Origin of the sequence: Pseudomonas sp. Fl4BN1 (assembly GCF_009908285.1) — a bacterium.
In the GTDB taxonomy this organism is placed as follows: domain Bacteria; phylum Pseudomonadota; class Gammaproteobacteria; order Pseudomonadales; family Pseudomonadaceae; genus Aquipseudomonas.
This window is the reverse complement of record NZ_JAAARM010000002.1, coordinates 167466-190779: the sequence shown is the minus strand read 5'-3', so window position 1 is coordinate 190779 and position 23314 is coordinate 167466. Positions and strand designations below refer to the sequence as shown.

Sequence of the window (23314 nt, the reverse complement as noted above, 5' to 3'; positions counted from 1 at the left end):
TTCGCAGGCAAGCGGAGCGCCGTCTGGCTGCACTTACAGCGTTGGGGCTGATCGATCCATAAAGCAGGGGTTTTGGGCCGTTTCGACGGCCTATTTTTTTGCCTGGCAGTTTAGATATTGCATATTCATATATGGAATAAACAAATGAATAAATAAGATTTATGGATATAAAAATAGGCTGTTAAGGTCTGTCCAGTCCGGCGAGATCGCATCCCGCGAATCGCTTTATTTCGTTCAAGGAATCCCTGCATGCTGGTGGTCTCTCTCGGTGGCAGTCCCAGCCAACGCTCCCGTTCCGGAGTGCTGCTGGACTTGGCCAAGCGCTGGTTACAGCAGCAAGGCGTGGAAGTGGTCAGTTACCAGATACGGGACTTCCCGGCAGAAGATCTGCTCCACGCCCGCTTCGACAGCCCCAAGGTCATCGACCTGCTGCAACAGATCGAACAGGCCGACGGCCTGTTGATCGCTACTCCGGTGTACAAGGCATCGTTCTCCGGGGCCCTGAAAACCCTGCTTGACCTGCTGCCGGAGCGCGCCCTGAGCCACAAGGTGGTGCTGCCAATGGCCACCGGCGGCAGCATCGCCCATATGTTGGCGGTGGACTACGCCCTGAAACCGGTACTCTCTGCCCTCAAGGCCCAGGAAATGCTGCAAGGCATCTTTGCCGAGGACAGCCAGATCGCCTACGGCGAAGGCAGTGTCCAGCCGCAGTTGGCCAAGGCTCTGGAGCAGCGCTTGAAGGAAGCCCTCGAGGAGTTTCACAGTGCCATGGCGCGTCGTCCCAAGCCCCTGGACCCTCATCTGCTGAATGAACGTTTGTTGAGTGCTCGCTGGAGCATTTGAGCCACATCCCTGATTGAAGTACTGGCCTTACTCGCCCGCCAACGGGCAAGCAGGTGCAGCCACAACCCCACAGCAAAAAGGAGAGCGCCATGCGCCCTGTCATTTTGCGTCGCGGTCTGGTCGCTCTGTTTGCTGCGGCTGTGTCCTTCGGCGTCATTGTTCAAGCTCAAGCCGAAACCCTGCGTATCGGTTATCAGAAATACGGCACCCTGGTGCTGCTCAAGGCCAAGGGCTCCCTGGAGAAACGCCTGGCACAGCAGGGCGTGGACGTGCAGTGGACCGAGTTCCCAGGTGGCCCACAGTTGCTAGAGGGGCTCAACGTCGGCTCCATCGACTTCGGCGTGACCGGCGAAACCCCACCGGTATTCGCCCAGGCTGCCGGTGCCGATCTGCTCTACGTGGCCTATGAGCCGCCAGCTCCCCACAGCGAAGCGATCCTGGTGCCCAAGGACTCGCCGATCAACTCGGTGCAGGACCTCAAGGGCAAGAAGGTGGTGCTGAACAAGGGCTCCAACGTGCATTACCTGCTGGTCCGCGCCCTGGAAGATGCCGGCCTCAAGTACAGCGATATCCAGACTGTGTTCCTGCCCCCGGCCGATGCCCGTGCGGCGTTCGAGCGTGGCAGCGTCGATGCCTGGGTGATCTGGGACCCCTACCAGGCGGCAGCCGAGCAGCAACTGCAGGCACGCACCCTGCGTGACGGCAGCGGCATCGTCGACAACCACCAGTTCTACCTGGCGACCAAACCCTACGCACAGCAGCACCCTGAGGTGATCAAGGCCCTGGTGGAAGAAGTGCGGGCCGTGGGCGAGTGGTCCAAGGCCAACCCGCAGGAGGTCACCCAGCAGGTGGCACCGCTGCTGGGTCTGTCTACTGAAATCACTCTGACCTCGGTGAAGCGCCAGGGCTACGGTGCGGCCTTCTTGACCCCGGAAGTGATCGCCGCGCAGCAGAAAATCGCCGACAGCTTCTATCAGCTCAAGCTGATTCCCAAGCCGCTGAGCATCAAAGACGTGATCTGGACGCCCACCGCCGCCGTGGCCAAAGCGCCGTAATTCGACCCCTTAGGAGACAACTCCATGAGCCTCAACATCTTCTGGTTCCTGCCCACCCACGGCGACGGCCATTACCTTGGTACCGCTGAGGGCGCTCGCGCCGTGGATCATGCGTACCTGCAGCAGATCGCCCAGGCCGCCGACCGCCTTGGCTTTGGCGGGGTGCTGATTCCCACCGGGCGTTCCTGCGAGGATTCCTGGTTGGTGGCGGCCTCGCTGATTCCGGTGACTCAGCGTCTGAAGTTCCTGGTAGCCCTGCGCCCCGGGATCATTTCCCCGACGGTGGCGGCGCGTCAGGCGGCAACCCTGGATCGGTTGTCCGGTGGCCGGGCGCTGTTCAACCTGGTGACCGGTGGCGATCCGGACGAACTGGCCGGCGATGGCCTGTTCCTCGACCATGAAGAGCGTTATCAGGCCTCGGTGGAGTTCACCCGTATCTGGCGGCGGGTACTGGAAGGCGAAACGGTGGACTACGACGGCCAGCACATCAGTGTGAAGGGCGCCAAGCTGCTCTATCCGCCGCTGCAGCAACCGCGTCCGCCGCTGTACTTCGGCGGTTCTTCGGAAGCCGCCCAGGACCTGGCCGCCGAGCAGGTGGAGATGGTCCTGACCTGGGGCGAGCCACCGGCCGCCGTGGCCGAGAAAATCCAGCAAGTGCGGGACAAGGCCGCCAAGCTCGGGCGCACCGTGCGTTTTGGCATCCGCCTGCACGTGATTGTCCGGGAAACCAATGCCGAGGCCTGGCAAGCCGCCGAGCGTCTGATTTCCCATCTGGACGACGACACCATCGCCCGGGCCCAGGCTTCCCTGGCACGCTTCGATTCCGTGGGCCAGCAGCGCATGGCAGCGCTGCATGGCGGGCGTCGCGACCAGCTGGAAGTGAGCCCCAACCTCTGGGCCGGAGTCGGCCTGGTGCGCGGTGGTGCCGGCACCGCCCTGGTGGGCGACGGTCCTACCGTGGCGGCGCGGATGAAGGAGTACGCGGACCTGGGCATCGACACCTTCATCTTCTCCGGTTATCCACACCTGGAAGAGTCCTACCGGGTGGCCGAGCTGCTGTTCCCGCACCTGGATATCGAGCGCCCCAAGCTGCCTGAAGCTGCAGGTTATGTCAGCCCGTTCGGGGAAATGGTGGCCAATGACATCATCCCCAAAGCCGCGTCCCAGAGCTGAGGTGCGGCCATGAATGGACAACGCATAGTGCATCGGCTGGCGCCCTGGGGGCTGCCGTTGCTGTTGCTCGCGGTGTGGCAACTGTCGGTGTCGGCGGGTTGGCTCTCGACCCGCATTCTGCCGGCCCCCAGCGCAGTGATCGAAGCCGGGGTCAGCCTGGTACGCAGCGGTGATATCTGGACCCATCTGGCGATCAGCGGCTGGCGTGCGGGGCTGGGTTTTTTCATCGGCGGCGGCATCGGCCTGGCGCTGGGCTTCATCACCGGTTTGTCGAAATGGGGCGAGCGCTTGCTCGACAGCTCGGTGCAGATGATCCGCAACGTACCGCATCTGGCACTGATTCCCCTGGTGATCCTGTGGTTCGGTATCGATGAGTCGGCGAAGATCTTCCTGGTGGCCCTGGGCACCCTGTTTCCGATCTACCTCAACACGTATCACGGCATTCGCAACGTCGATCCGGCGCTGGTGGAGATGGCTCGCAGCTACGGCCTGTCTGGCTTCGCGCTGTTCCGCCAGGTGATCCTGCCGGGGGCCCTGCCGTCGATCCTGGTGGGGGTACGTTTTGCCCTGGGCTTCATGTGGCTGACCCTGATCGTCGCCGAAACCATTTCCGCCAGTTCCGGTATCGGTTACCTGGCAATGAATGCTCGGGAGTTCCTGCAGACCGATGTGGTGGTGCTGGCCATCGTCATGTACGCGGTGCTTGGCAAGCTGGCGGATCTGGCGGCGCGTGGCCTGGAAAGGCTCTGGCTGCGCTGGCATCCGGCCTACCAAGTGGCCAAAGGCGGTGCCCAATGACGGCTCAACAACCCCCACGGCTGTTGCGGGGTATTCCCCTAGCCGTACACAAATTGCACAAGACCTTCGGTTCGCGGCAGGTGCTGCGGGAAGTCGATCTGCATATTCCTGCCGGCCAGTTCGTTGCGGTGGTCGGTCGCAGCGGTTGCGGCAAAAGCACTTTGCTGCGCCTGCTGGCCGGTCTCGATCAACCCACGGGCGGTGAGTTGCTGGCGGGTTCCGCGCCGTTGAGCGCGGCCATTGAAGATACCCGGCTGATGTTCCAGGAGGCGCGTTTGCTGCCCTGGAAAAAAGTCATCGACAACGTTGGGCTTGGACTCAAGGGCAACTGGCGGCCACAAGCCCTGGAAGCTCTAGAGGCAGTGGGCCTGGCAGATCGCGCCAATGAATGGCCAGCCGCTTTGTCCGGTGGCCAGAAACAGCGCGTAGCCCTGGCCCGGGCCTTGATTCACCAGCCGCGATTGTTGCTGCTGGACGAGCCGCTGGGGGCGCTGGATGCCCTGACCCGGATCGAGATGCAGCAGTTGATCGAGCGTCTGTGGCAGCAGCATGGCTTCACCGTATTGCTGGTGACCCACGATGTCAGTGAAGCCGTGGCGATTGCCGATCGGGTGATCCTGATCGAGGACGGCGAGGTCGGTCTCGATCTGCATGTTGAATTGCCGCGTCCGCGGGTACGGGGTTCCCATCGCTTGGCGGCGCTGGAGACTGAAGTCCTCAATCGTGTGTTGTCACTGCCTGGCTCGCCGCCGGAACCGGAACCTGTTTCACCCTTGCCCACCCAGTTGCGGTGGGCGCTGTAAGAGCAGCGGCAAGTGTTCAGCGATAAGTGGCAAGAAGGAACCGAGCGCTCCGGCTTGCTACTTGTCGCTTGAAGCTTGCAGCTCATTTCGATCCCCCAGGAGAAATATCATGACCATTAAAGCCATCAACGTACGTAATCAGTTCAAGGGCACCATCAAGGAAATCGTCGAAGGTGATGTGCTGTCGGAAATCGACGTGCAAACCGCCTCCGGGATTGTCACTTCGGTGATCACCACCCGTTCGGTCAGGGAGTTGGAGTTGGCGATCGGTAGCGAAGTGATCGCCTTTGTAAAGTCCACCGAGGTGTCGATCGCCAAGCTGTGAGCGGTGCTACACAACAGCCTCGAAGGGTGCGAGTCCTTCGGGGCTTTTTCATGGGCGCTGTAAATAACGGTCAGATTTGATACTTTCCCTGCTTTCGGCAAGGCCTGAACAGTACTGACATGACAACAGAGCAGGGTCCAAACGTAGGGTATCTGGAGTTCGATCGCGACCATTGGTCTGCTTTGCGGGCCGGGGAGCCCATGAGCCTGTCACCGTCCGAGATGGACACGCTGACCAGTCCGACCCAGCCCATGGCGTCCGAGGAGGTGAGGCAGATTCTGCTCCCGCTGTCGCGCCTGCTGCATTTGCATGCGGCACAGGTGCAGCCGCTCAAGGAGCCGCAGGCAGGCTTCAAGGCCCCTTATGTGATTGGCGTCTCGGGCAGCGTGGCAGTGGGCAAAAGCAGTTTTGCCAGGGTCTTGGCGGCTCTGTTGGCCTATTGGCCGGGAAAACCCAATGTGCACCTGGTGACCACGGATTCGTTTCTGTTTCCTTTGGCGACCCTTGAGGCAAAGAATATTTTGCACCGCAAGGGGTTTCCCGAGTCCTACGACGAGCCGCTGTTTGTGGATTTCCTGCAGGCCGTGTGCAAGAACGGCAAAGCCGCGCAGATTCCGGTCTACTCCCATGTTCGCTACGACATCCTGGCCGATGAAGCGCAGTCGGTAGAGGCGCCGGATATCATCATCCTGGAAGGCCTGAATGTGTTGCAGGGGGAACAGGGGCAAGGCTTGAACGCGCTGGACTTCATCGACTTCTCCATCTATGTCGATGCATCGCCGGAGACGATCAAGACCTGGTATCTGGAGCGATTTGTCTACTTGAAGAACACCGCCTTCCAGTCGGCAGACTCTTACTTCAACAAGTACAAAGGGCTCTCCGATCCCGAAGCGCTGTCAATGGCGTCTGCTACCTGGGATCGGGTCAACTTGAAGAACCTTGTCGAAAACATCCTGCCGACCCGAGAAAGGGCCAACCTGATCATCCATAAATCGGCGGACCATCACATCGACAGGCTGCTGCTGCGGCAAGTATGAGCGGGCTGGCGCTGTTCTCAGCGCGATGCTGGGCGCTTGGGCAGGTAGGGCGGTAGATAGAGACCCAGGTAGGCATCGAATACGCGCATGCCTTCTTCTGCCATGCGCGGGGTGATCTGCCCATGCTGTTGTACCGAGCGCGCGTACACCCGATCTCCCAACTCCATGGCCAGGGCGAATACATCCACGTCCTGGGGCAGCGTCGGCAGTTCGAAGTGGTGATTGAACAGCTTGTGCATCAGGTCGCCGAGTTCGATGTCGTGCTGGCGATCGGCCTGAGTCACTTCGGTCAGGCCGTGCTGCGCGAGAATCAGCTGGCGGGCCGCTGCATCCGCGTCGTAGATGACGAGCATGCGTTGTTCCACCAGGCGTGACAGATCGCGCCAGCTGTTGAGTTGGTCATGGTCGATCGGTGCTTGCAGGCAGGCGCGGAACCCGGCGTGGACGTCGGCGGTAAGGGCTTCCAGCAGGGCCGGGACGCTGGCGAAGAAGTGATAGACCGACGACGGTGGAATCTGTGCTCTTTCAGCCACGCTGTAGATCGACAGGCTGGCCACGCCCTCGGCCGCCAGCAGGGTCCGTGCGGCCTCGAGTATCGAGTCGATCCGGGCCTGGCTGCGTGCACGGGGTTTGCGAAGAGGGGCAGTGCGCGTCATCGGTGTCTCCTACAGGGCAGCGGGCATTGTACGTCAGCGGTTACGGATCACCGGCGCAAAAAAACGCCGCGGGCTGTTGAGCCCCGCGGCGTTGTTTTCTACAGCAACCGTTTAAACGGTGTGCAGGTACCAGTTGTACTCGAGGTCGGAGATGGAGTGTTCGAACTCCTCCAGCTCGCTCTCTTTACAGGCGACGAAGATATCGATGTATTTCGGGTCGATGTACTTGGCCATGACTTCGCTGTCGTCCAACTCGCGCAGTGCATCGCGCAGGTTGTTCGGCAGGCTCTGCTCGTTCTGCTCGTAGGAGTTGCCTTCCACCGGAGCACCGGGTTCGATCTTGTTGGTCAGACCGTGGTGCACACCCGCCAGGACCGAAGCCATCAGCAGGTAAGGGTTGGCGTCGGCGCCGGCTACCCGGTGCTCCAGGCGGACCGCGTCGGCAGAGCCGGTCGGTACGCGCAGGGCTACGGTGCGGTTGTCCAGGCCCCAGCTCGGCGAATTGGGTACATAGAACTGCGCGCCGAAACGACGGTAGGAGTTGACGTTCGGGCAGAGGAAGGCCATCTGCGCCGGTAGGGTCTCGAGCACACCGCCGATCGCGTGACGCAGTGCGGCGTTCTGCTCGGGATCCTCACTGGCAAAAATGTTTTTGCCGTCTTTGTCGAGAATCGAGATGTGGACGTGCAGACCGTTACCCGCCTGGCCAGGGTAAGGCTTGGCCATGAAGGTGGTGTCCATCTCATGGTCGTAGGCGATGTTCTTGATCAGACGCTTGAGCAGTACCGCGTAGTCGCAGGCCTTGATCGGGTCGGCAACGTGGTGCAGGTTCACTTCGAACTGCGCCGGAGCACTTTCCTTGACGATGGCGTCAGCCGGGATGCCTTGCTCTTTCGCACCTTCCAGAATGTCCTGGAGGCAGTCGACATATTCGTCGAGGTCGTCGATCAGGTAGACCTGTGTCGAGTGCGGACGCTTGCCGGAGATCGGCGAGCGCGGAGGTTGTGGGCGACCGTTCACGTTCTCCTGGTCGATCAGGTAGAACTCCAGCTCGAACGCTGCGCAGATGGTCAGGCCGAGATCGTCGAACTTGGTCACGACTTGACGCAAGACTTCGCGGGGGTCGGCGAAGAAAGGTTCGCCTTCCAGTTCGTGCATGGTCATTAACAGTTGCGCGGTAGGGCGCTTCTGCCAGGGTTCATTGCACAGGGTATCGGGGATTGGATAGCAGATTCGGTCAGCATCACCGATGTCCAGGCCCAGGCCGGTGCTTTCCACCGTAGAGCCATTGATATCCAGGGCAAAGAGGGAGGCCGGCAGGTTGATGCCTTTCTCGTAAACCTTGTGGAGGCTGGTGCGTTCGATGCGCTTGCCGCGCACCACACCATTCATATCCGCAATTAGAAGGTCTACGTACAGAACCTCAGGATGATCCTTAAGGAACGCGTTCGCTTCATTAAGCTGAACGGCACGCGGGGGTACCGACATGATGCAACACCTTTGTTGTTAAAAATATCAATCATTGATCTTTTCTGGTTTCAGTCAACCCGAACGGCTTGCCGAAGTCAAGTAAGGCCTTTTATGCCCTAATAAAGGGCCGACAAGGCCCTTTTGAGGCAAAACGGGGCGTTTTTTGGGCCTCGAGTCACTTGGGTGCCGCAGGCTTGAGCGGGCCGTGTTGTATTTTTTACGGGGGTGTTGTGTAAAAAAATGAACAAGGCTAAGCTCGAATCAAACCCATAACAGCAATAATACCGGGGTGTTTCATGTCTCGCCTGCCGTTAATCGGCGTCACCGCCTGCTCCAGGCAGATCGGTCTGCATGCCTATCACATCAGTGGCGACGAGTATGTCCAGGCAGTAGCCAGCGCCGCCCACGGCGTGCCGGTGATTCTTCCTTCCCTGGCAGAACTGCTTTCCCCGTCCGATATTCTGGACGGTCTGGACGGCATTCTCTTTACGGGCTCCCCTTCCAATATCGAACCTTTTCACTATCAGGGTCCTGCCAGCGCGGCGGGCACTGCTCATGATTCTGCACGGGACGCTGCCACGTTGCCACTGCTGAGCGCCGCCGTTGCCGCCGGGATTCCGGTGCTGGCTATCTGTCGCGGTTTTCAGGAAATGAACGTGGCCCTCGGTGGCAGCCTGTATCAGAACGTGCATGAGGTGGAGCCTTTCATGGACCACCGCCACGCGGAGCAGCCCGAGCAGCCCCTGGATGCCTGGTACGCGCCCGCTCACGAGCTGCATATCCAGGCCGGCGGGATACTGGCGGGCCTGGGCTTGCCGCAAAAGATGCAAGTCAACTCGATTCATGCTCAAGGCGTTGAACGTCTGGCGCCGGGCCTGCAGGTTGAGGCACAGGCTCCTGACGGGTTGATAGAGGCGATCTCTATCAAAGGAGGCAAGGCTTTTGCTTTGGGGGTGCAATGGCACCCCGAATGGCAGGTAAGCTCCAATCCTCACTACCTTGCCATCTTCCGGGCATTTGGTGATGCCTGCCGCAAGCGGGCAACACAACGCGACGCCCATGCGTCAAACAACGCCTGACCTAATAAAGAGTCAGGAAACTCAGCCTAGAGGCATTTATGAGTAACAACCTCGACCAGCTCACCGATTGGTTGAAAGACCACAAGATCACAGAAGTCGAATGCATGATCGGCGACTTGACCGGTATCACCCGGGGCAAGATCTCGCCGACCAACAAATTCATTGCCGAGAAAGGCATGCGTTTGCCCGAGAGCGTGCTGCTGCAGACCGTGACCGGCGACTATGTCGAAGACGACATCTATTACGACCTGCTGGATCCCGCGGACATCGACATGATCTGCCGCCCGGACCAGAACGCCGTGTTCCTCGTGCCGTGGGCCATCGAGCCCACCGCCCAGGTGATCCACGACACCTACGACAAGCAAGGCAACCCCATCGAGCTGTCGCCGCGCAACGTCTTGAAGAAGGTCCTCAAGCTCTATGCCGACCACGGCTGGCAGCCCATCGTGGCGCCGGAGATGGAGTTCTACCTGACCAAGCGCAGCGACGACCCGGACTACCCGTTGCAACCGCCGGTGGGCCGCTCCGGCCGCCCGGAAACCGGTCGCCAATCCTTCTCCATTGAAGCCGCCAACGAATTCGACCCGTTGTTCGAGGACGTCTACGACTGGTGCGAGCTGCAGGAGCTGGACCTCGACACCCTGATCCACGAGGACGGCACGGCGCAGATGGAGATCAACTTCCGTCACGGCGATGCCCTGTCCCTGGCTGATCAGATCCTGGTGTTCAAGCGCACCATGCGTGAAGCCGCGCTCAAGCACGACGTCGCCGCGACCTTCATGGCCAAGCCGATGACCGGCGAGCCTGGCAGCGCCATGCACCTGCACCAGAGCATCATTGAGATCAGTACTGGCAAGAATGTTTTCTCCAATGAAGACGGAACCATGAGCCAGCTGTTCCTCAATCATATCGGCGGGTTGCAGAAGTTCATCCCCGAGCTGCTGCCGCTGTTTGCCCCCAACGTCAACTCGTTCCGTCGCTTCCTGCCCGACACTTCGGCGCCGGTGAACGTCGAGTGGGGTGAGGAGAACCGTACCGTGGGCCTGCGGGTGCCGGATGCCGGACCACAGAACCGCCGGGTGGAAAACCGCCTGCCGGGCGCCGACGCCAACCCCTACCTGGCCATTGCTGCCAGCCTGCTGTGTGGCTACATCGGCATGGTCGAAGGCCACAACCCGAGCGCGCCGGTGGTCGGTCGTGGCTACGAGCGCCGTAACCTGCGCCTGCCGTTGACCATCGAGGATGCGCTGGAACGTATGGAAAACAGCAAGACCATCGAAAAATACCTGGGCCACAAGTTCATCACCGGTTATGTCGCGGTGAAGCGGGCCGAGCATGAAAACTTCAAGCGCGTGATCAGTTCGTGGGAGCGGGAGTTCCTGTTGTTCGCCGTCTGATCCGCCGGGCGCCACTGCCCGCCAGTGGCGCCTTCACTGACACTTAGGAGACATTGATGACTCATAAAAACCCGCAAACCCGCGAGTGGCAAACCCTCAGCAGTGATCACCACCTGGCGCCTTTTAGTGACTTCAAACAATTGAAGGAGAAGGGGCCACGGATCATCACCCATGCCAAGGGTGTTTATCTCTGGGACAGTGAAGGCAATCAGATTCTCGACGGCATGGCTGGCCTGTGGTGCGTGGCCATCGGCTACGGTCGTGATGAACTGGCCGAGGCCGCCAGCAAGCAGATGCGCGAACTGCCGTACTACAACCTGTTTTTCCAGACGGCCCACCCGCCGGTGCTGGAGTTGTCCAAAGCGATTGCCGATGTCGCACCAGAAGGCATGAATCACGTGTTCTTCACCGGTTCCGGCTCCGAAGGCAACGACACCATGCTGCGCATGGTCCGCCACTACTGGGCGATCAAGGGCCAGCCGAACAAGAAAACCATCATCAGCCGGGTCAATGGCTACCACGGTTCCACCGTGGCCGGTGCCAGCCTTGGCGGCATGACTTACATGCACGAGCAGGGCGACTTGCCGATCCCGGGCATCGTCCACATCCCGCAGCCTTACTGGTTCGGCGAAGGCGGTGACATGAGCCCCGAAGAGTTCGGCATCTGGGCGGCCAACAAACTCGAAGAAAAGATCCTCGAACTGGGCGTGGACAACGTCGGGGCCTTTATCGCCGAGCCGATCCAGGGCGCCGGCGGGGTCATTGTGCCGCCGGACAGCTACTGGCCGCGGATCAAGGAAATCCTCGCCAAGTACGACATTCTCTTCGTCGCCGATGAAGTGATCTGTGGCTTCGGTCGTACCGGTGAGTGGTTCGGTAGCGATTTCTACGACCTCAAGCCGGACATGATGACCATCGCCAAGGGCCTGACCTCCGGCTATATCCCCATGGGTGGCCTGGTCGTACGTGACGCGGTGGTGGCGGTGCTCAACGAGGGCGGTGATTTCAACCACGGTTTCACCTATTCCGGGCACCCGGTGGCGGCGGCTGTGGCCCTGGAAAACATCCGCATCCTGCGTGAAGAAAAAATTATCCAGCATGTCCAGGAAAAAACGGCACCTTACTTGCAGAAACGACTGCGGGAACTGAGTGACCACCCGTTGGTGGGTGAGGTTCGCGGAGTCGGTCTACTGGGGGCGATCGAACTGGTCAAGGACAAGGCCACCCGGGCACGCCACACAGGCCGTGGTGCAGGCATGATTTGCCGGCAGTTCTGTTTCGACAACGGCCTGATCATGCGCGCCGTGGGCGACACCATGATCATTGCTCCGCCGCTGGTGATCAGCGAAGCAGAGATTGACGAGTTGGTGGCCAAGGCGCGCAAGTGCCTGGACCTGACTCTGCATGCACTCGAGGGCTGAGTGCTAGGCTTTGAGCGCGATGCTTGCGGGCATTGCGTTCAAAGTGGATATAAAGGCCGGGACTTTCCTTGAAAGCCGGCCTTGGATCTTGCCAGACTACCCGCCGTTCTTAGTGGCTTGCATATCGGCCGCTGGCTCTGGGTCACCAAGAATGTGCTTAAAAAGAATAATCGGAGCATTACGCATGAAGGCATTAGGTATGAAGTTAGCTGGCAAGACCCTCCTCGCCATGTCCCTGATGGGCGTGATGGCGGCCGCGGCACAGGCGGACGATAAAGTGCTGCACGTTTACAACTGGTCCGATTACATCGCTCCGGACACCATCAAGAAGTTTGAAGCCGAGTCGGGCATCAAAGTGGTCTATGACGTGTTCGACAGCAACGAGACCCTGGAAGCCAAGTTGCTGGCCGGCAAGTCCGGTTACGACGTGGTGGTGCCTTCCAACAACTTCCTGGCCAAGCAGATCAAGGCGGGCGTCTACCAGGAACTGGACCGGTCCAAGTTGCCGAACTGGAAGAACCTCAACGAGTCGCTGCTCAAGGCGGTATCGGTGAGTGACCCGGGCAACAAACACGCTTTCCCTTACATGTGGGGCTCGATCGGTATCGGCTTCAATGCCGAGAAGGTCAAGGCTGCATTGGGTGCCGACGCACCGACCAACTCCTGGGACCTGCTGTTCAAGCCGGAAAACGCCGCGAAGTTGAAATCCTGTGGCGTCAGCTTCCTCGATTCGCCAACCGAGATGATTCCGGTGGCATTGCACTACCTGGGCTACCCAACCGATAGCCAGGACAAGAAACAACTGGCTGAAGCCGAAGCACTGTTCCTCAAGATCCGTCCTTCGATCGCCTACTTCCATTCGTCCAAGTACATCTCTGACCTGGCCAACGGCAACATCTGCGTGGCTGTTGGTTACTCGGGCGATATCTACCAGGCCAAGGCCCGTGCGGCTGAAGCCGGTGACAAGGTCAAGGTCAGCTACAACATTCCGAAAGAGGGTGCTGGCAGTTTCTACGACATGGTCGCCATCCCTAAAGATGCAGAAAACGTCGAAGGTGCCTACAAGTTCATGACCTTCCTGCAGAAGCCGGAAGTGATGGCCGAGATCACCAACGCCGTGCGTTTCCCCAACGGTAACGCGGCTGCAACCCCATTGGTCGATAAAGACATCACCAGCGACCCGGGCGTTTACCCGCCTGCGGATGTCCAGGCCAAGCTGTACGCGATCTCCGACTTGCCGGCCGCGACCCAGCGCGTCCTGACCCGCAGTTGGACCAAGATCAAATCCGGTAAATAAACCGATTTGCAGCAATATCCTGTTGTCGTCGTCATGGCGAGGGCGGCAACAGGAAACAATTAAATGACAGAAAGTTTTGCTGGATTGGTTTATCGAGGGTAAGTTGCGCGCCGGTTTTGTTGCTGGGCAGCTTGGGGGCTGTCAGGTAGCGCGGGGCAACTTGGGCCCAACTATTGAAGAGGACCTCTACTTGCCTATTTCTTTGTTTCGCAAAGCCATGCTGGTTGCCGCCGGCCTGACGCTGATGGCTGGCGCTCAGGCGGCACCGACCGTGCATATTTATAACTGGTCGGATTACATCGGTCAGAACACCCTGGCAGAGTTTGAAAAGGCCACGGGTATCAAGCCGGTGTATGACGTATTCGATTCCAATGAAACCCTGGAAGGCAAGTTGCTGGCCGGTCGTACCGGTTATGACGTGGTCGTACCGTCCAACCACTTCCTGGGCAAACAGATCAAGGCCGGGGCTTTCCAGAAACTCGACAAAAGCCTGCTGACCCACTATTCGAATCTTGACCCGGCACTGCTCAAGCGCCTGGAAATGAACGACCCGGGCAACCAGTACGCGGTGCCTTACCTGTGGGGCACTAATGGCATCGGCTACAACGTCGATAAGGTCAAGGCTGCCTTGGGTGTGGACAAGATCGACTCCTGGAGCGTGCTGTTCGAGCCAGAGAACATCAAGAAGCTCAACAGTTGCGGTGTGGCCTTCCTCGACTCCGCCGACGAGATGATGCCCACGGTCCTCAACTACCTGGGCCTGAACGCCAACAGCACCACCCCGCAGGACTACAAGAAGGCCGAAGCCAAACTCTTGGCCGTACGTCCTTACGTGACCTATTTCCACTCGTCCAAGTACATCTCCGACCTGGCCAACGGCAATATCTGCGTGGCCATCGGTTTCTCCGGTGACATCTTCCAGGCCAAGGCCCGGGCCGCGGAGGCCGGCAAGGGCGTGAACATCGCCTATGCAATTCCGAAAGAGGGTGGCGCCCTGTGGTTCGACATGCTGGCGATTCCCAAGGACTCGACCAACGTCAAGCAAGCCCACGCCTTCATCAACTATTTGCTGCAACCTGAGGTGATTGCTCAGGTCAGTGACTACGTCGGTTATGCCAACCCCAATCCGGGGTCGGACAAGCTGATGGAGCAATCCATTCGCACCGATGCAGCGGTTTATCCACCGCAGGAAGTGCTCGACAAGACTTACGTGTCCACCGAGTTACCCCCGAATATCCAACGCTTGATGACCCGCAGCTGGACCAAGGTCAAGACGGGTAAATAGTTCCACAGGCTCAAACTATCCAAGGCCCGCCGGCGTGCGGCGGGCTGCAAATTTTGTTGGGAGTTTCGCAAAATGGCAGTTGCCTCCGGCGCCTATAAGAAAGCCCTCGAGGGCGACCAGACACCGAAACAGGTGTTGGTCAAAATCGACCGGGTCACGAAGAAGTTCGACGAGACGATTGCTGTGGACGATGTGTCCCTGGAAATCAACAAAGGCGAGATCTTCGCCCTGCTCGGCGGCTCGGGATCGGGCAAGTCCACTTTGCTGCGTATGCTGGCCGGGTTCGAGCGGCCGACGGAGGGGCGAATCTTCCTCGATGGCGTGGACATCACCGATATGCCGCCTTACGAGCGGCCGATCAACATGATGTTCCAGTCCTACGCCTTGTTCCCGCACATGACTGTGGCGCAGAACATCGCCTTCGGCCTCAAGCAGGACAAGATCCCGGCCGCTGAAGTCGACGCCCGGGTGGCCGAAATGCTCAAGCTGGTGCAGATGAGCCAATACGCCAAACGCAAGCCGCACCAACTGTCCGGCGGCCAGCGCCAGCGCGTGGCCCTGGCCCGCTCTCTGGCCAAGCGCCCGAAACTGTTGCTGTTGGATGAGCCCATGGGCGCCCTGGACAAGAAGCTGCGCTCGCAGATGCAGCTGGAGCTGGTAGAGATCATCGAGCGCGTGGGTGTGACCTGCGTGATGGTGACTCACGACCAGGAAGAGGCCATGACCATGGCCGAGCGCATCGCCATCATGCACCTGGGCTGGATCGCCCAGATCGGCAGCCCGATCGATATTTATGAAACGCCGGTCAGCCGTCTGGTCTGCGAGTTCATCGGCAACGTCAACATCTTCGAGGGCGAAGTGGTGGACGATGCCGAGGGCCATGCGGTGATCACCTGCAAGGACGTGGACCGCAGCATCTATGTTGGCCACGGCATCAGCACCTCGGTCCAGGACAAGTCGGTGACCTACGCGATCCGCCCGGAAAAACTCCTGGTCACCGCCGAGATGCCGACCTGCGAGTACAACTGGTCCAGCGGCAAGGTGCACGACATTGCTTACCTGGGCGGTCACTCGGTGTTCTACGTCGAGCTGCCGAGCGGCAAGCTGGTGCAGTCCTTCGTCGCCAACGCCGAGCGCCGTGGCGCGCGGCCGACCTGGGGTGACCAGGTCTACGTGTGGTGGGAAGACGACAGCGGCGTGGTACTGCGCTCATGAACATGCGAAAGCTCAAGCGCCGACTCAATCGAATAATTCCCGGTGGTCGCCAACTGGTCATCGGGATCCCCTTCATCTGGCTGTTCCTGTTCTTCATGCTGCCGTTCTTCATTGTCCTGAAGATCAGCTTCGCCGAAGCGGACGTGGCCATTCCGCCGTATACCGAGATCTACAGCTACGTCGACCAGAAGCTCCAGCTGCTGCTCAACCTCGGCAACTACGCGATGCTGGGGGACGACGAGCTGTACATCGCCGCCTACCTCGGCTCGCTGAAGATGGCGTTCTTCAGCACCATCCTCTGCCTGCTGATCGGCTACCCGATGGCCTATGCCATCGCCAGTGCCCGCAAAGAGATGCAGACGGTGCTGGTGCTGCTGATCATGATGCCGACCTGGACCGCGATCCTGATCCGCGTCTATGCCTGGATGGGCATTCTCAGTAACAACGGCCTGCTCAATGGCTTCCTGATGTCGATGGGCTGGATCAACGAACCGCTGCAGATCCTCAACACCAACATCGCGGTGTACATCGGCGTGGTCTATTCCTACCTGCCGTTCATGATCCTGCCGCTCTACGCCAACCTGGTAAAACACGACCACAGTCTGCTGGAGGCGGCGGCCGACCTGGGTTCTAGCTCCTTCAACAGCTTCTGGACGATCACCGTACCGCTGTCCAAGAACGGCATCATCGCCGGCTGCATGCTGGTGTTCATCCCGGTGGTGGGCGAGTTCGTGATTCCGGAACTGTTGGGCGGTCCGGAAACCCTGATGATCGGTAAAGTGCTCTGGCAAGAGTTCTTCAACAACCGTGACTGGCCGGTGGCGTCTGCCCTGGCAGTGGTGATGCTGGCGATCCTGATTGTGCCGATCATCCTGTTCAACCGCAGTCAGGCCAAGGAAATGGAGGGCAAGGAATGAAGCGCTTCAGTTTTTCAAGCCTGATGCTGGTGCTGGGATTGTTGTTCATCTACCTGCCGATGCTGATCCTGGTGATCTACTCGTTCAACGCCTCGCGACTGGTGACGGTGTGGGGCGGTTGGTCGATCAGTTGGTACGTCGGGCTGCTGGACAACACCCAGCTCATGGGCTCGGTCCTGCGGTCCCTGGAGATCGCCTGCTACACCGCAGTAGCGGCGGTGGCCCTGGGCACCCTGGCGGCATTCGTGCTGACCCGGATCACCCACTTCAAGGGCCGCACCCTGTTCGGTGGCCTGGTCACCGCGCCGCTGGTGATGCCGGAAGTGATCACCGGTCTGTCGCTGTTGCTGCTGTTCGTGGCCATGGCCCAGGCCATCGGTTGGCCCCAGGAGCGTGGCATCGTCACCATCTGGATCGCTCACACCACGTTCTGCGCCGCCTATGTGGCGGTGGTGGTGTCGGCACGCCTGCGTGAGCTGGACCTGTCCATCGAAGAGGCGGCCATGGACCTTGGCGCGCGGCCGTGGAAGGTGTTCTTCCTGATCACCATCCCGATGATCGCGCCCTCCCTGGCAGCGGGCGGCATGATGTCCTTCGCCCTGTCCCTGGATGACCTGGTTCTGGCCAGCTTCGTCTCCGGCCCGGGTTCCACCACCTTGCCGATGGAAGTGTTCTCGGCGGTGCGCCTGGGGGTAAAACCTGAGATCAACGCCGTGGCCAGCCTGATTCTGCTGGCGGTGTCCCTGGTGACCTTCCTGGTCTGGTTCTTCAGCCGTCGCGCCGAAGAATCCCGCAAGCGGGCAATCCAGCAAGCCATCGAAGAAAGCGCCGCCGACTCCTGGAAACAGCCGGACGTGCGTCGGCCACAGCGGGTGGAAACCGTCTGACCTGCGTGCAGCACTGAAAAAAACCTCGCCCCTGATCGGGAGCGAGGTTTTTTTTACCCTGAACATTCCCTCTCAGGATTGCCAGGGCGACTGGCGGGTGATCTCGATGAAGTCCAGCGCCCTGAGCCCTGGCTGCTGATCCCGCAACACGTCGGCCTTTCCGTTGCCAAAGGTGCTGCTTCGAGATTGGCGCAGGGCCGTCATGGCTTCAGGCTGTCATACGCCTCTAGCGTGCGCAGTGAATAGATATACGCCGCACCGGCATTCAGCGAGATCGCCGTGGCCAGGGTCGCGGCCACTTCTTCGCGGGTGGCGCCGGCCTTGATCGCGGCGTCGGTGTGTACACCGATGCAGCCGTCACAGCGGGTGGTGATGGCCACGGCAATGGAAATCAGCTCGCGGGTCTTGGCGTCGAGTACGTTGTTTTCTTCCGCGGCTTCACCCAGGGCCATATAGGCCTGGACCATTTTCGGGTTGCTCTTGCCCAGGGAGCCAAAGGCTTTCTTGATGGTAGGCAGCAGTTCGGACCAGTTATGGAACATCGTAGTCACTCCGGGATGGGTTGGGGGTGTGCTGTTGCGACACCCTCAGTCTTGACCATCCTGGCGTTTCGGGTGTGTCCGATTCGCTCAAATACCTGCCCAGTACGCGCAAATGAACTCGATGGCGAGCCCGTTTGCCAACAATGGGCTGCCCCGGCTTATTGGGGGCCGCGCGCCGGCAGCAGCTTCAGAGTGCTGCGGGTATTGGCGGTGACCTCTTCTTCGCTGAAGTGCGCTTGCTGATAGACCCCTTCGATGTAGGCCTCAGCCTGATCGTCGTAGTGCTTGTCGAACAGTACACCGCTCTGGCCCACCGGGTTGATGGTCAGGCTGTGGGCCGGATCGGCGAAGTCGATGATGCGTCGGGTCGAGGGGCCATACACCACTGACCAGGGCGCCGGGCCGATCTTGGCGGTGAGGTTGTTCGGCACTTCATGGCTGCCGGGGGCTTCCAGAGGGCCAACGTTGAACAACCGGTCCAGAGGTTTCTGCATGCCCAGTGGGTGGGCGTGGGTCAGGGTATGGGCGGTGCCCCAGCGCCATTGCCCAGGGTTGGCCCCTAGGGTGCGCTTGAGGTGGTCGATGCTGGCGCGCCAGGCCACCTTCACGGTGTCGGCGCGGCTTTCACGCTGAGCGGTGGTGCGATTGTCCCACCAGGGCGAGTCGGGGTCCGCCGCCAGGCGTGGCAGGGCGGCATCGACTACCCGGGCCTGGATCAGCGCGTCGAAATAGGCGTCGCCGAGTTTCTCGTGGAAGGTGGCGTCGGCCAGTTCGAACAGGAACTGGTTGAACAGGGTGGCGCTGGTGGAGTCCAGCGGGTAGTCGCCTGGCCACTTCGCCAGTTGCTCGACCAGTTTCAGTTCCTCGGGATCGCTGACCACTTCTCGCAACACCGGCAGCAGGGGAGCCAACAGGCGCGGGCCGTAGGCGGTGGTGGTGCCCAGTTGCAGTTTCTGGGTGTTTTCCAGGTCCCACTTGACACTTTTGTCACTGAGCTGACGGTCCAGTTGTTGACCACGGTCGGGGAGGTTGTAGTAGCCGGGAATTTCCACGCCGGTGGGGGAGAGCGGCTGGAAGTTGGCAGAGACGATATAGCCCCGGGCCGGATTCTCTTCCTGAGGGTTGGCGCTGAAGGGGTAGAAGCCTTCCTTGTCCGCCATGGCGGTGCTGCCATCGAGGATAAAGGCCGGCTTGGCCCCGGCTGGGCGCTTGGGCAGCAGCGCCGCAGCCCACCAGCCGATGTCGCCCTTGGCGTTGGCCCAGATGATGTTCAGTCCTGGTGCGTGGATCTTGGCCGCGGCGGCGCGGGCTTTGGCCAGGGTGTCGGCACGATTGAGCTGGTAGAAACCGTCGAGGATCGGGTTCGGAGTTTCCAGGAAGCCCCACCACATGGCCACCGGGGCCTTGCCCACGGTGGTACCGAGCATGTCGTTGATGATCGGACCGTGGGGTGACTGGCGCAAGGTCAGGGTCACCGGTGCCTGGCCCTTGACCGCAATCTGTTGCGTGCTGCTGCTCAGGTCGACCCATTTGTCGTGGAACCAGACCTGATTGGGGTTCTCCGGGTTGACCTTCTCGGCGATCAGATCGAGGTCGTCGTTCTGGAACATGGTCAGGCTCCAGCCGAAGTCCAGGTTGTGGCCCAGGAAGGCAAAGGGCACCAGGGCCTGATGATGGCCGTAGAGCTCGAAACCCGGCGCCGACAGTTGCGCCTCGTACCAAACCGATGGCAGGGAATAGCGAATATGCGGGTCGCCGGCCAGCAGCGGCCGGCCGCTCTTGGTGCGTGCGCCGGCCACGGCCCAGGCGTTGCTGCCTTCGAACTGCGGCAGTCCCGCCTCGCTCAGGGCCTCCTGGCTCAGGCGGGCGATCTGCCCCAGGTCCTGCCAGTCAACGGCGGCCAATGGCAGTGAGGTGGGCGACTTGCCCTTGGCCAGCACGCCCTTGGGCTGCCAGTCGAGATCGAAGACCTTCAGGTAGTCGTTGCCCAACTGGTCGCGGATGTAGGTCAGCAGCGGTTCGGTACGAAAGGCCATGGCGAAGCTGTAGGCCATGAAACCGGCGACGCTGACAGTGTCTTCTGCAGTGAACGGCCGTTTGTGGATACCCAGGACATCGAATTCCATGGGCTGGGCGTGGCTGGCCTGATACTGGTTAATGCCGTCCAGATAGGCTTCCAGGGCCTTCCAGGCCGGAGACTGGCGGTCGAGCCCGGCCACGTAGCTGTCGGCACGCTCGCGAATGCGCAGGCTGCGAAACAGTTTGTCGGTATCCAGCAGCTTGGGCCCCAGGACTTCTGCCAGCTCGCCGCGGGCCAGACGCCGCAGGATTTCCATCTGGAACAGCCGGTCCTGGGCGTGGACGTAACCCAGGGCGCGGTACAGATCGGCTTCGTTTTCCGCACGGATGTGCGGCACGCCGCGTTCGTCGTAGCGCACGGTGACCGAGCCCTGCAGGCCGCTGAGCTCGACCTGGCCCTGACGCGTCGGCTGTTTGCTGTACAGATAGCCGGCAACGCCTGCCAACAGGGCGAAGATCAGTACGGCGACGACGGTCAGGCTGCGTTTCATGCGGGCTCCTTGCTGTTGTTTTCAATGCCGCCTTGGGAGAGCTGCAGAGATTTAGCACAAGTCATGGGCCTCGCGCAGGAGGCGGTCCTTGAATAGTCGCGAATGCCTTAGTCCGCGCTGGCTGGCCAGGGACAGTAGCAGCCTACCGCCAGGGTATGGGTGGCGCTGACCTTGCGATTGTCCTGCAGGGCCTGGAGGATCGGCTCGATAAAGCTGTTGCTGGCGTTGCAGGTCAGGCCTTCGCTGTAGGGACCGAAGTACGCCAGTTTGCCGCTACGGTCCCAGATCGCCACTGCCGGGCTGGCGGGGATCTGTTCGGCACCCGGCAGGCTGTCGAGGGGTTTCAGGCGGCTCAGGGTGGCGGGTAGCTGGCCGTGACTGCCAGGCTTTTGCACCGAGTAGAACTCCACGCCCTGAGGGCCGTAGGCCTCGATCAGCTCGGCCAGGTGCTGCTGATTGCCGACGTTGCAGGGGCAGGCCGGGTCCCAGAAGTGCACCAGGCGGATCGCCCCGGGGCCGGCCAACTCGGCGGGCAGCTGCAAGGGGTCGCCGGAGAACATCGCCGTGTGCTCACTGAAGGCCCGCAGATAGCGTCCCTGAAACCAGTCGTAGGCGCTCCACAGCACAACGGCACAGATCAGGACGAGCAGGCTGGCAATCAGGGGCGTGCGGTAAGAATGGCGCATGGAATACAGTCCTCGAAGGTCGCGTAGCTTGCCATGCTTGCCGCGACAGATGAATATCGCAGGCCCAGAAAGCCCGTTTTGTCCCCGCTATCCCGTTTTGGAAACCTCTATGTCCGCGACCTTCGACTCCGACCACCTGCGTGCCAGCCTGCAACCCCTGGTCGCCGGGCAGCCCTTGTCGGCCGAGGCTCAGGCCTACCAACGGTTCTATGGGCTGGACTTCGCCGGACGTGCGCTGGTGCCGCGCAGTCGCCTGGGGCGGTTCCAGGTGGACGGCTACGAAGTGGTCTGTCAGGTCTGGTGGCCAGAGCAGCCGCGGGCAACGCTGTTTCTGTTCCACGGTTTCTACGATCACATGGGTTTGTACCGACATGTGATTGAGTGGGCGCTGCAGCGCCACTTTGTGGTGATTTCCTGCGATCTGCCTGGGCACGGGCTGTCCAGTGGCGAGCGAGCCAGTATCGATGACTTCGCGGTGTACCAGCGGGTGCTGCAAGGCCTGTTCGCCGAAGCGCGGTCCCTGGACCTGCCACAGCCCTGGCACCTGTTCGGACAAAGCACCGGCGGCGCGATCATCATGGATCATCTGCTCAACCAGGGAGCCGAAAGCCCGGCCCAGGGCCAGGTGATCCTGTTATCGCCCCTGGTGCGGCCGCGGGCCTGGGGCTGGTCGATGCTCAGCTATTACCTGCTGCGGCCCTTCGTCAGCGGCATTGCCCGGCGCTTCAGCGAAAACTCCAACGACCCGGATTTCCTCGCCTTCCTACAGTCCGATCCGCTGCAGCCCCAGCGTCTGCCAACTGCCTGGGTGGGTGCGCTGGCGCACTGGATCAAGCGTTTGGAGGCGGCGCCGTGCAGCTCAAGGCAGCCGTTGATCGTACAGGGGCAGGCGGACATGACGGTGGATTGGGAGCACAACCTGCAGGTGATTCGCGGCAAATTCGCCGCGCCCGAGGTGTTGATGCTGGCGGAGGCCCGGCACCATCTGGCGAATGAAATTCCGTTGTACCGCGACCAGTACTTCGCTTTTCTCACCCAGCATGTCTGAGGCTGGGTATCTGGGCGGACGGCTACAGGGGCAACACCGGTAGCCAGGATTCAGGGTGCGAGATTTGAGCTGCTCTGTCCTACCGCCAGCCCCGCGCGAATCGCTGCCAGGGCCGCCTGGTAATAGGCCTTGCCTTCGCTGGACTCGGCAAAGGTGGCGAACTCTTCCAGCTCGGTGTCGGACAGGTCCCGATAGACGTACAGCAGGGTGTTGTTCAGGTCATTGCCGATCTGCTGCATCAGCCGCTGGCGCTGACCATTGAGCATGCCCTGGGCTTGCCCGCCGCCCAGCAGGCCGGGAATCATCTGGCTCAGGCTGTCGGCGGCGACGCCGGCAATCGCCAGGCTCACTTCCGCGCCGGCTTCCCGGGCCGGCAGCGCCTGGGCCAGATGACCGATGATCAACTGGCGGTTGTCACTGGCCGGCATCTTCGGCAGGCCCTGGGCGTTCTTGGCCAGTTGGTCGCGGCGGGTGGCCAGCAGTTCCGCGGCAACGATCTTGCGTCCCAGAGGCGACTGGAAGAAGGCCAGCGCGGGCGCGGGATCGGCAAGGTTCTGCCGCAGTTGCGCTTCGGCGCGACGATCCACGGCCTGAGGCGCGAAGCGTTGATTGCTGTTGTCCACCAGGGCCTGGTAGACCGCTGGCGGCAAGCTGTTCTGGTAGCGTTGCTGGGCAGCGCTGAGGGCATCGTTGAAATGCGCGCGTTGTTCCGGCCAACCGGCGACCTTGTACAACTGGTCGTGGCTGTCTGCCCAGGCAGGCAAGGCGCAGAACATCAACAGTGAGAAAAGCAAACGACGCATAAGGACT

The 23314-nt window shown here is 60.9% G+C and carries 22 protein-coding genes; 16 read left to right on the top strand and 6 right to left on the bottom strand.

The window, feature by feature from the left end; all coding sequences use genetic code 11:
• The first annotated feature begins 249 nt into the window (after positions 1–249).
• The 7 genes from ssuE to coaA all read left to right on the top strand — a co-directional run bounded on the left by ssuE (position 250) and on the right by coaA (position 6034).
• Positions 250–843: an NADPH-dependent FMN reductase gene (gene ssuE / locus GV818_RS03100; protein ID WP_161753055.1), complete on the top strand. Its 594-nt coding sequence runs from the start codon at positions 250–252 to the stop codon at positions 841–843.
• 89 nt (positions 844–932) lie between these two features.
• Positions 933–1898 (top strand): sulfonate ABC transporter substrate-binding protein, encoded by a 966-nt coding sequence (locus GV818_RS03095; protein ID WP_161753057.1) that lies wholly within the window; start codon positions 933–935, stop codon positions 1896–1898.
• A 24-nt stretch (positions 1899–1922) separates the two neighbouring features.
• Positions 1923–3071 carry an FMNH2-dependent alkanesulfonate monooxygenase gene (gene ssuD, locus GV818_RS03090; protein WP_161753059.1) on the top strand — a complete coding sequence of 383 codons (1149 nt, stop codon included), beginning with the start codon at positions 1923–1925 and terminating at the stop codon, positions 3069–3071.
• Between the two features lie 9 nt (positions 3072–3080).
• The gene (gene ssuC, locus GV818_RS03085) at positions 3081–3869 is read left to right on the top strand and encodes an aliphatic sulfonate ABC transporter permease SsuC (RefSeq protein ID WP_161775785.1); all 789 of its coding nucleotides are present in this window, start codon (positions 3081–3083) and stop codon (positions 3867–3869) included.
• On the top strand, positions 3866–4672 hold the full coding sequence (gene ssuB / locus GV818_RS03080; protein WP_161753063.1) for an aliphatic sulfonates ABC transporter ATP-binding protein: 807 nt from the start codon (positions 3866–3868) through the stop codon (positions 4670–4672). The genes ssuC and ssuB overlap by 4 nt, the downstream gene beginning before the upstream one ends.
• A gap of 109 nt (positions 4673–4781) precedes the next feature.
• A complete protein-coding gene (locus GV818_RS03075) occupies positions 4782–4997 on the top strand; it encodes a TOBE domain-containing protein (RefSeq protein ID WP_007928303.1) in 216 nt (71 codons plus the stop codon).
• 119 nt (positions 4998–5116) lie between these two features.
• On the top strand, positions 5117–6034 hold the full coding sequence (coaA, locus tag GV818_RS03070; protein ID WP_161753065.1) for a type I pantothenate kinase: 918 nt from the start codon (positions 5117–5119) through the stop codon (positions 6032–6034).
• A gap of 17 nt (positions 6035–6051) precedes the next feature.
• On the opposite strand, the gene GV818_RS03065 is transcribed toward coaA, so the two are convergent.
• Positions 6052–6690, bottom strand: coding sequence for a TetR/AcrR family transcriptional regulator (locus GV818_RS03065; RefSeq protein WP_161753067.1), 639 nt, complete (start codon positions 6688–6690; stop codon positions 6052–6054).
• 111 nt (positions 6691–6801) lie between these two features.
• On the bottom strand, positions 6802–8178 hold the full coding sequence (locus GV818_RS03060) for a glutamine synthetase family protein (RefSeq protein WP_161753069.1): 1377 nt from the start codon (positions 8176–8178) through the stop codon (positions 6802–6804).
• A gap of 278 nt (positions 8179–8456) precedes the next feature.
• On the opposite strand from GV818_RS03060, the gene GV818_RS03055 reads away from it, so the two are divergent.
• The 8 genes from GV818_RS03055 (at position 8457) to GV818_RS03020 (ending at position 17658) form a co-directional block, all read left to right on the top strand.
• Positions 8457–9239 (top strand): gamma-glutamyl-gamma-aminobutyrate hydrolase family protein, encoded by a 783-nt coding sequence (locus tag GV818_RS03055; protein WP_161753071.1) that lies wholly within the window; start codon positions 8457–8459, stop codon positions 9237–9239.
• Between the two features lie 38 nt (positions 9240–9277).
• On the top strand, positions 9278–10636 hold the full coding sequence (locus GV818_RS03050) for a glutamine synthetase family protein (RefSeq protein ID WP_161753073.1): 1359 nt from the start codon (positions 9278–9280) through the stop codon (positions 10634–10636).
• Between the two features lie 56 nt (positions 10637–10692).
• Entirely contained in the window at positions 10693–12057 is a 1365-nt protein-coding gene (locus tag GV818_RS03045; RefSeq protein WP_161753075.1) for an aspartate aminotransferase family protein, read from the top strand.
• 199 nt (positions 12058–12256) lie between these two features.
• A complete protein-coding gene (locus GV818_RS03040) occupies positions 12257–13354 on the top strand; it encodes a polyamine ABC transporter substrate-binding protein (RefSeq protein ID WP_161753077.1) in 1098 nt (365 codons plus the stop codon).
• Positions 13355–13544: 190 nt separating this feature from the next.
• Positions 13545–14639, top strand: a complete 1095-nt coding sequence (locus GV818_RS03035) for a polyamine ABC transporter substrate-binding protein (protein WP_161753079.1) — start codon at positions 13545–13547, stop codon at positions 14637–14639.
• Between the two features lie 72 nt (positions 14640–14711).
• Positions 14712–15854 (top strand): ABC transporter ATP-binding protein, encoded by a 1143-nt coding sequence (locus GV818_RS03030; protein ID WP_161753081.1) that lies wholly within the window; start codon positions 14712–14714, stop codon positions 15852–15854.
• Positions 15855–15889: 35 nt separating this feature from the next.
• Positions 15890–16771 carry an ABC transporter permease subunit gene (locus GV818_RS03025; RefSeq protein WP_368668860.1) on the top strand — a complete coding sequence of 294 codons (882 nt, stop codon included), beginning with the start codon at positions 15890–15892 and terminating at the stop codon, positions 16769–16771.
• A complete protein-coding gene (locus tag GV818_RS03020) occupies positions 16768–17658 on the top strand; it encodes an ABC transporter permease subunit (RefSeq protein ID WP_161775784.1) in 891 nt (296 codons plus the stop codon). The genes GV818_RS03025 and GV818_RS03020 overlap by 4 nt, the downstream gene beginning before the upstream one ends.
• 200 nt (positions 17659–17858) lie before the next feature.
• On the opposite strand, the gene GV818_RS03015 is transcribed toward GV818_RS03020, so the two are convergent.
• The 3 genes from GV818_RS03015 to GV818_RS03005 all read right to left on the bottom strand — a co-directional run bounded on the left by GV818_RS03015 (position 17859) and on the right by GV818_RS03005 (position 21456).
• Positions 17859–18200, bottom strand: coding sequence for a carboxymuconolactone decarboxylase family protein (locus GV818_RS03015; protein ID WP_161753087.1), 342 nt, complete (start codon positions 18198–18200; stop codon positions 17859–17861).
• Between the two features lie 158 nt (positions 18201–18358).
• On the bottom strand, positions 18359–20770 hold the full coding sequence (locus tag GV818_RS03010) for a penicillin acylase family protein (RefSeq protein WP_161775783.1): 2412 nt from the start codon (positions 20768–20770) through the stop codon (positions 18359–18361).
• A 107-nt stretch (positions 20771–20877) separates the two neighbouring features.
• Positions 20878–21456: a DUF6436 domain-containing protein gene (locus GV818_RS03005; protein WP_161753091.1), complete on the bottom strand. Its 579-nt coding sequence runs from the start codon at positions 21454–21456 to the stop codon at positions 20878–20880.
• A 109-nt stretch (positions 21457–21565) separates the two neighbouring features.
• On the opposite strand from GV818_RS03005, the gene GV818_RS03000 reads away from it, so the two are divergent.
• On the top strand, positions 21566–22504 hold the full coding sequence (locus tag GV818_RS03000; protein WP_161775782.1) for an alpha/beta hydrolase: 939 nt from the start codon (positions 21566–21568) through the stop codon (positions 22502–22504).
• A 50-nt stretch (positions 22505–22554) separates the two neighbouring features.
• Here the strand turns inward: GV818_RS03000 and GV818_RS02995 are convergent, their stop codons facing one another.
• Entirely contained in the window at positions 22555–23307 is a 753-nt protein-coding gene (locus GV818_RS02995; protein WP_161753094.1) for a DUF2059 domain-containing protein, read from the bottom strand.
• Positions 23308–23314 lie beyond the last annotated feature (7 nt).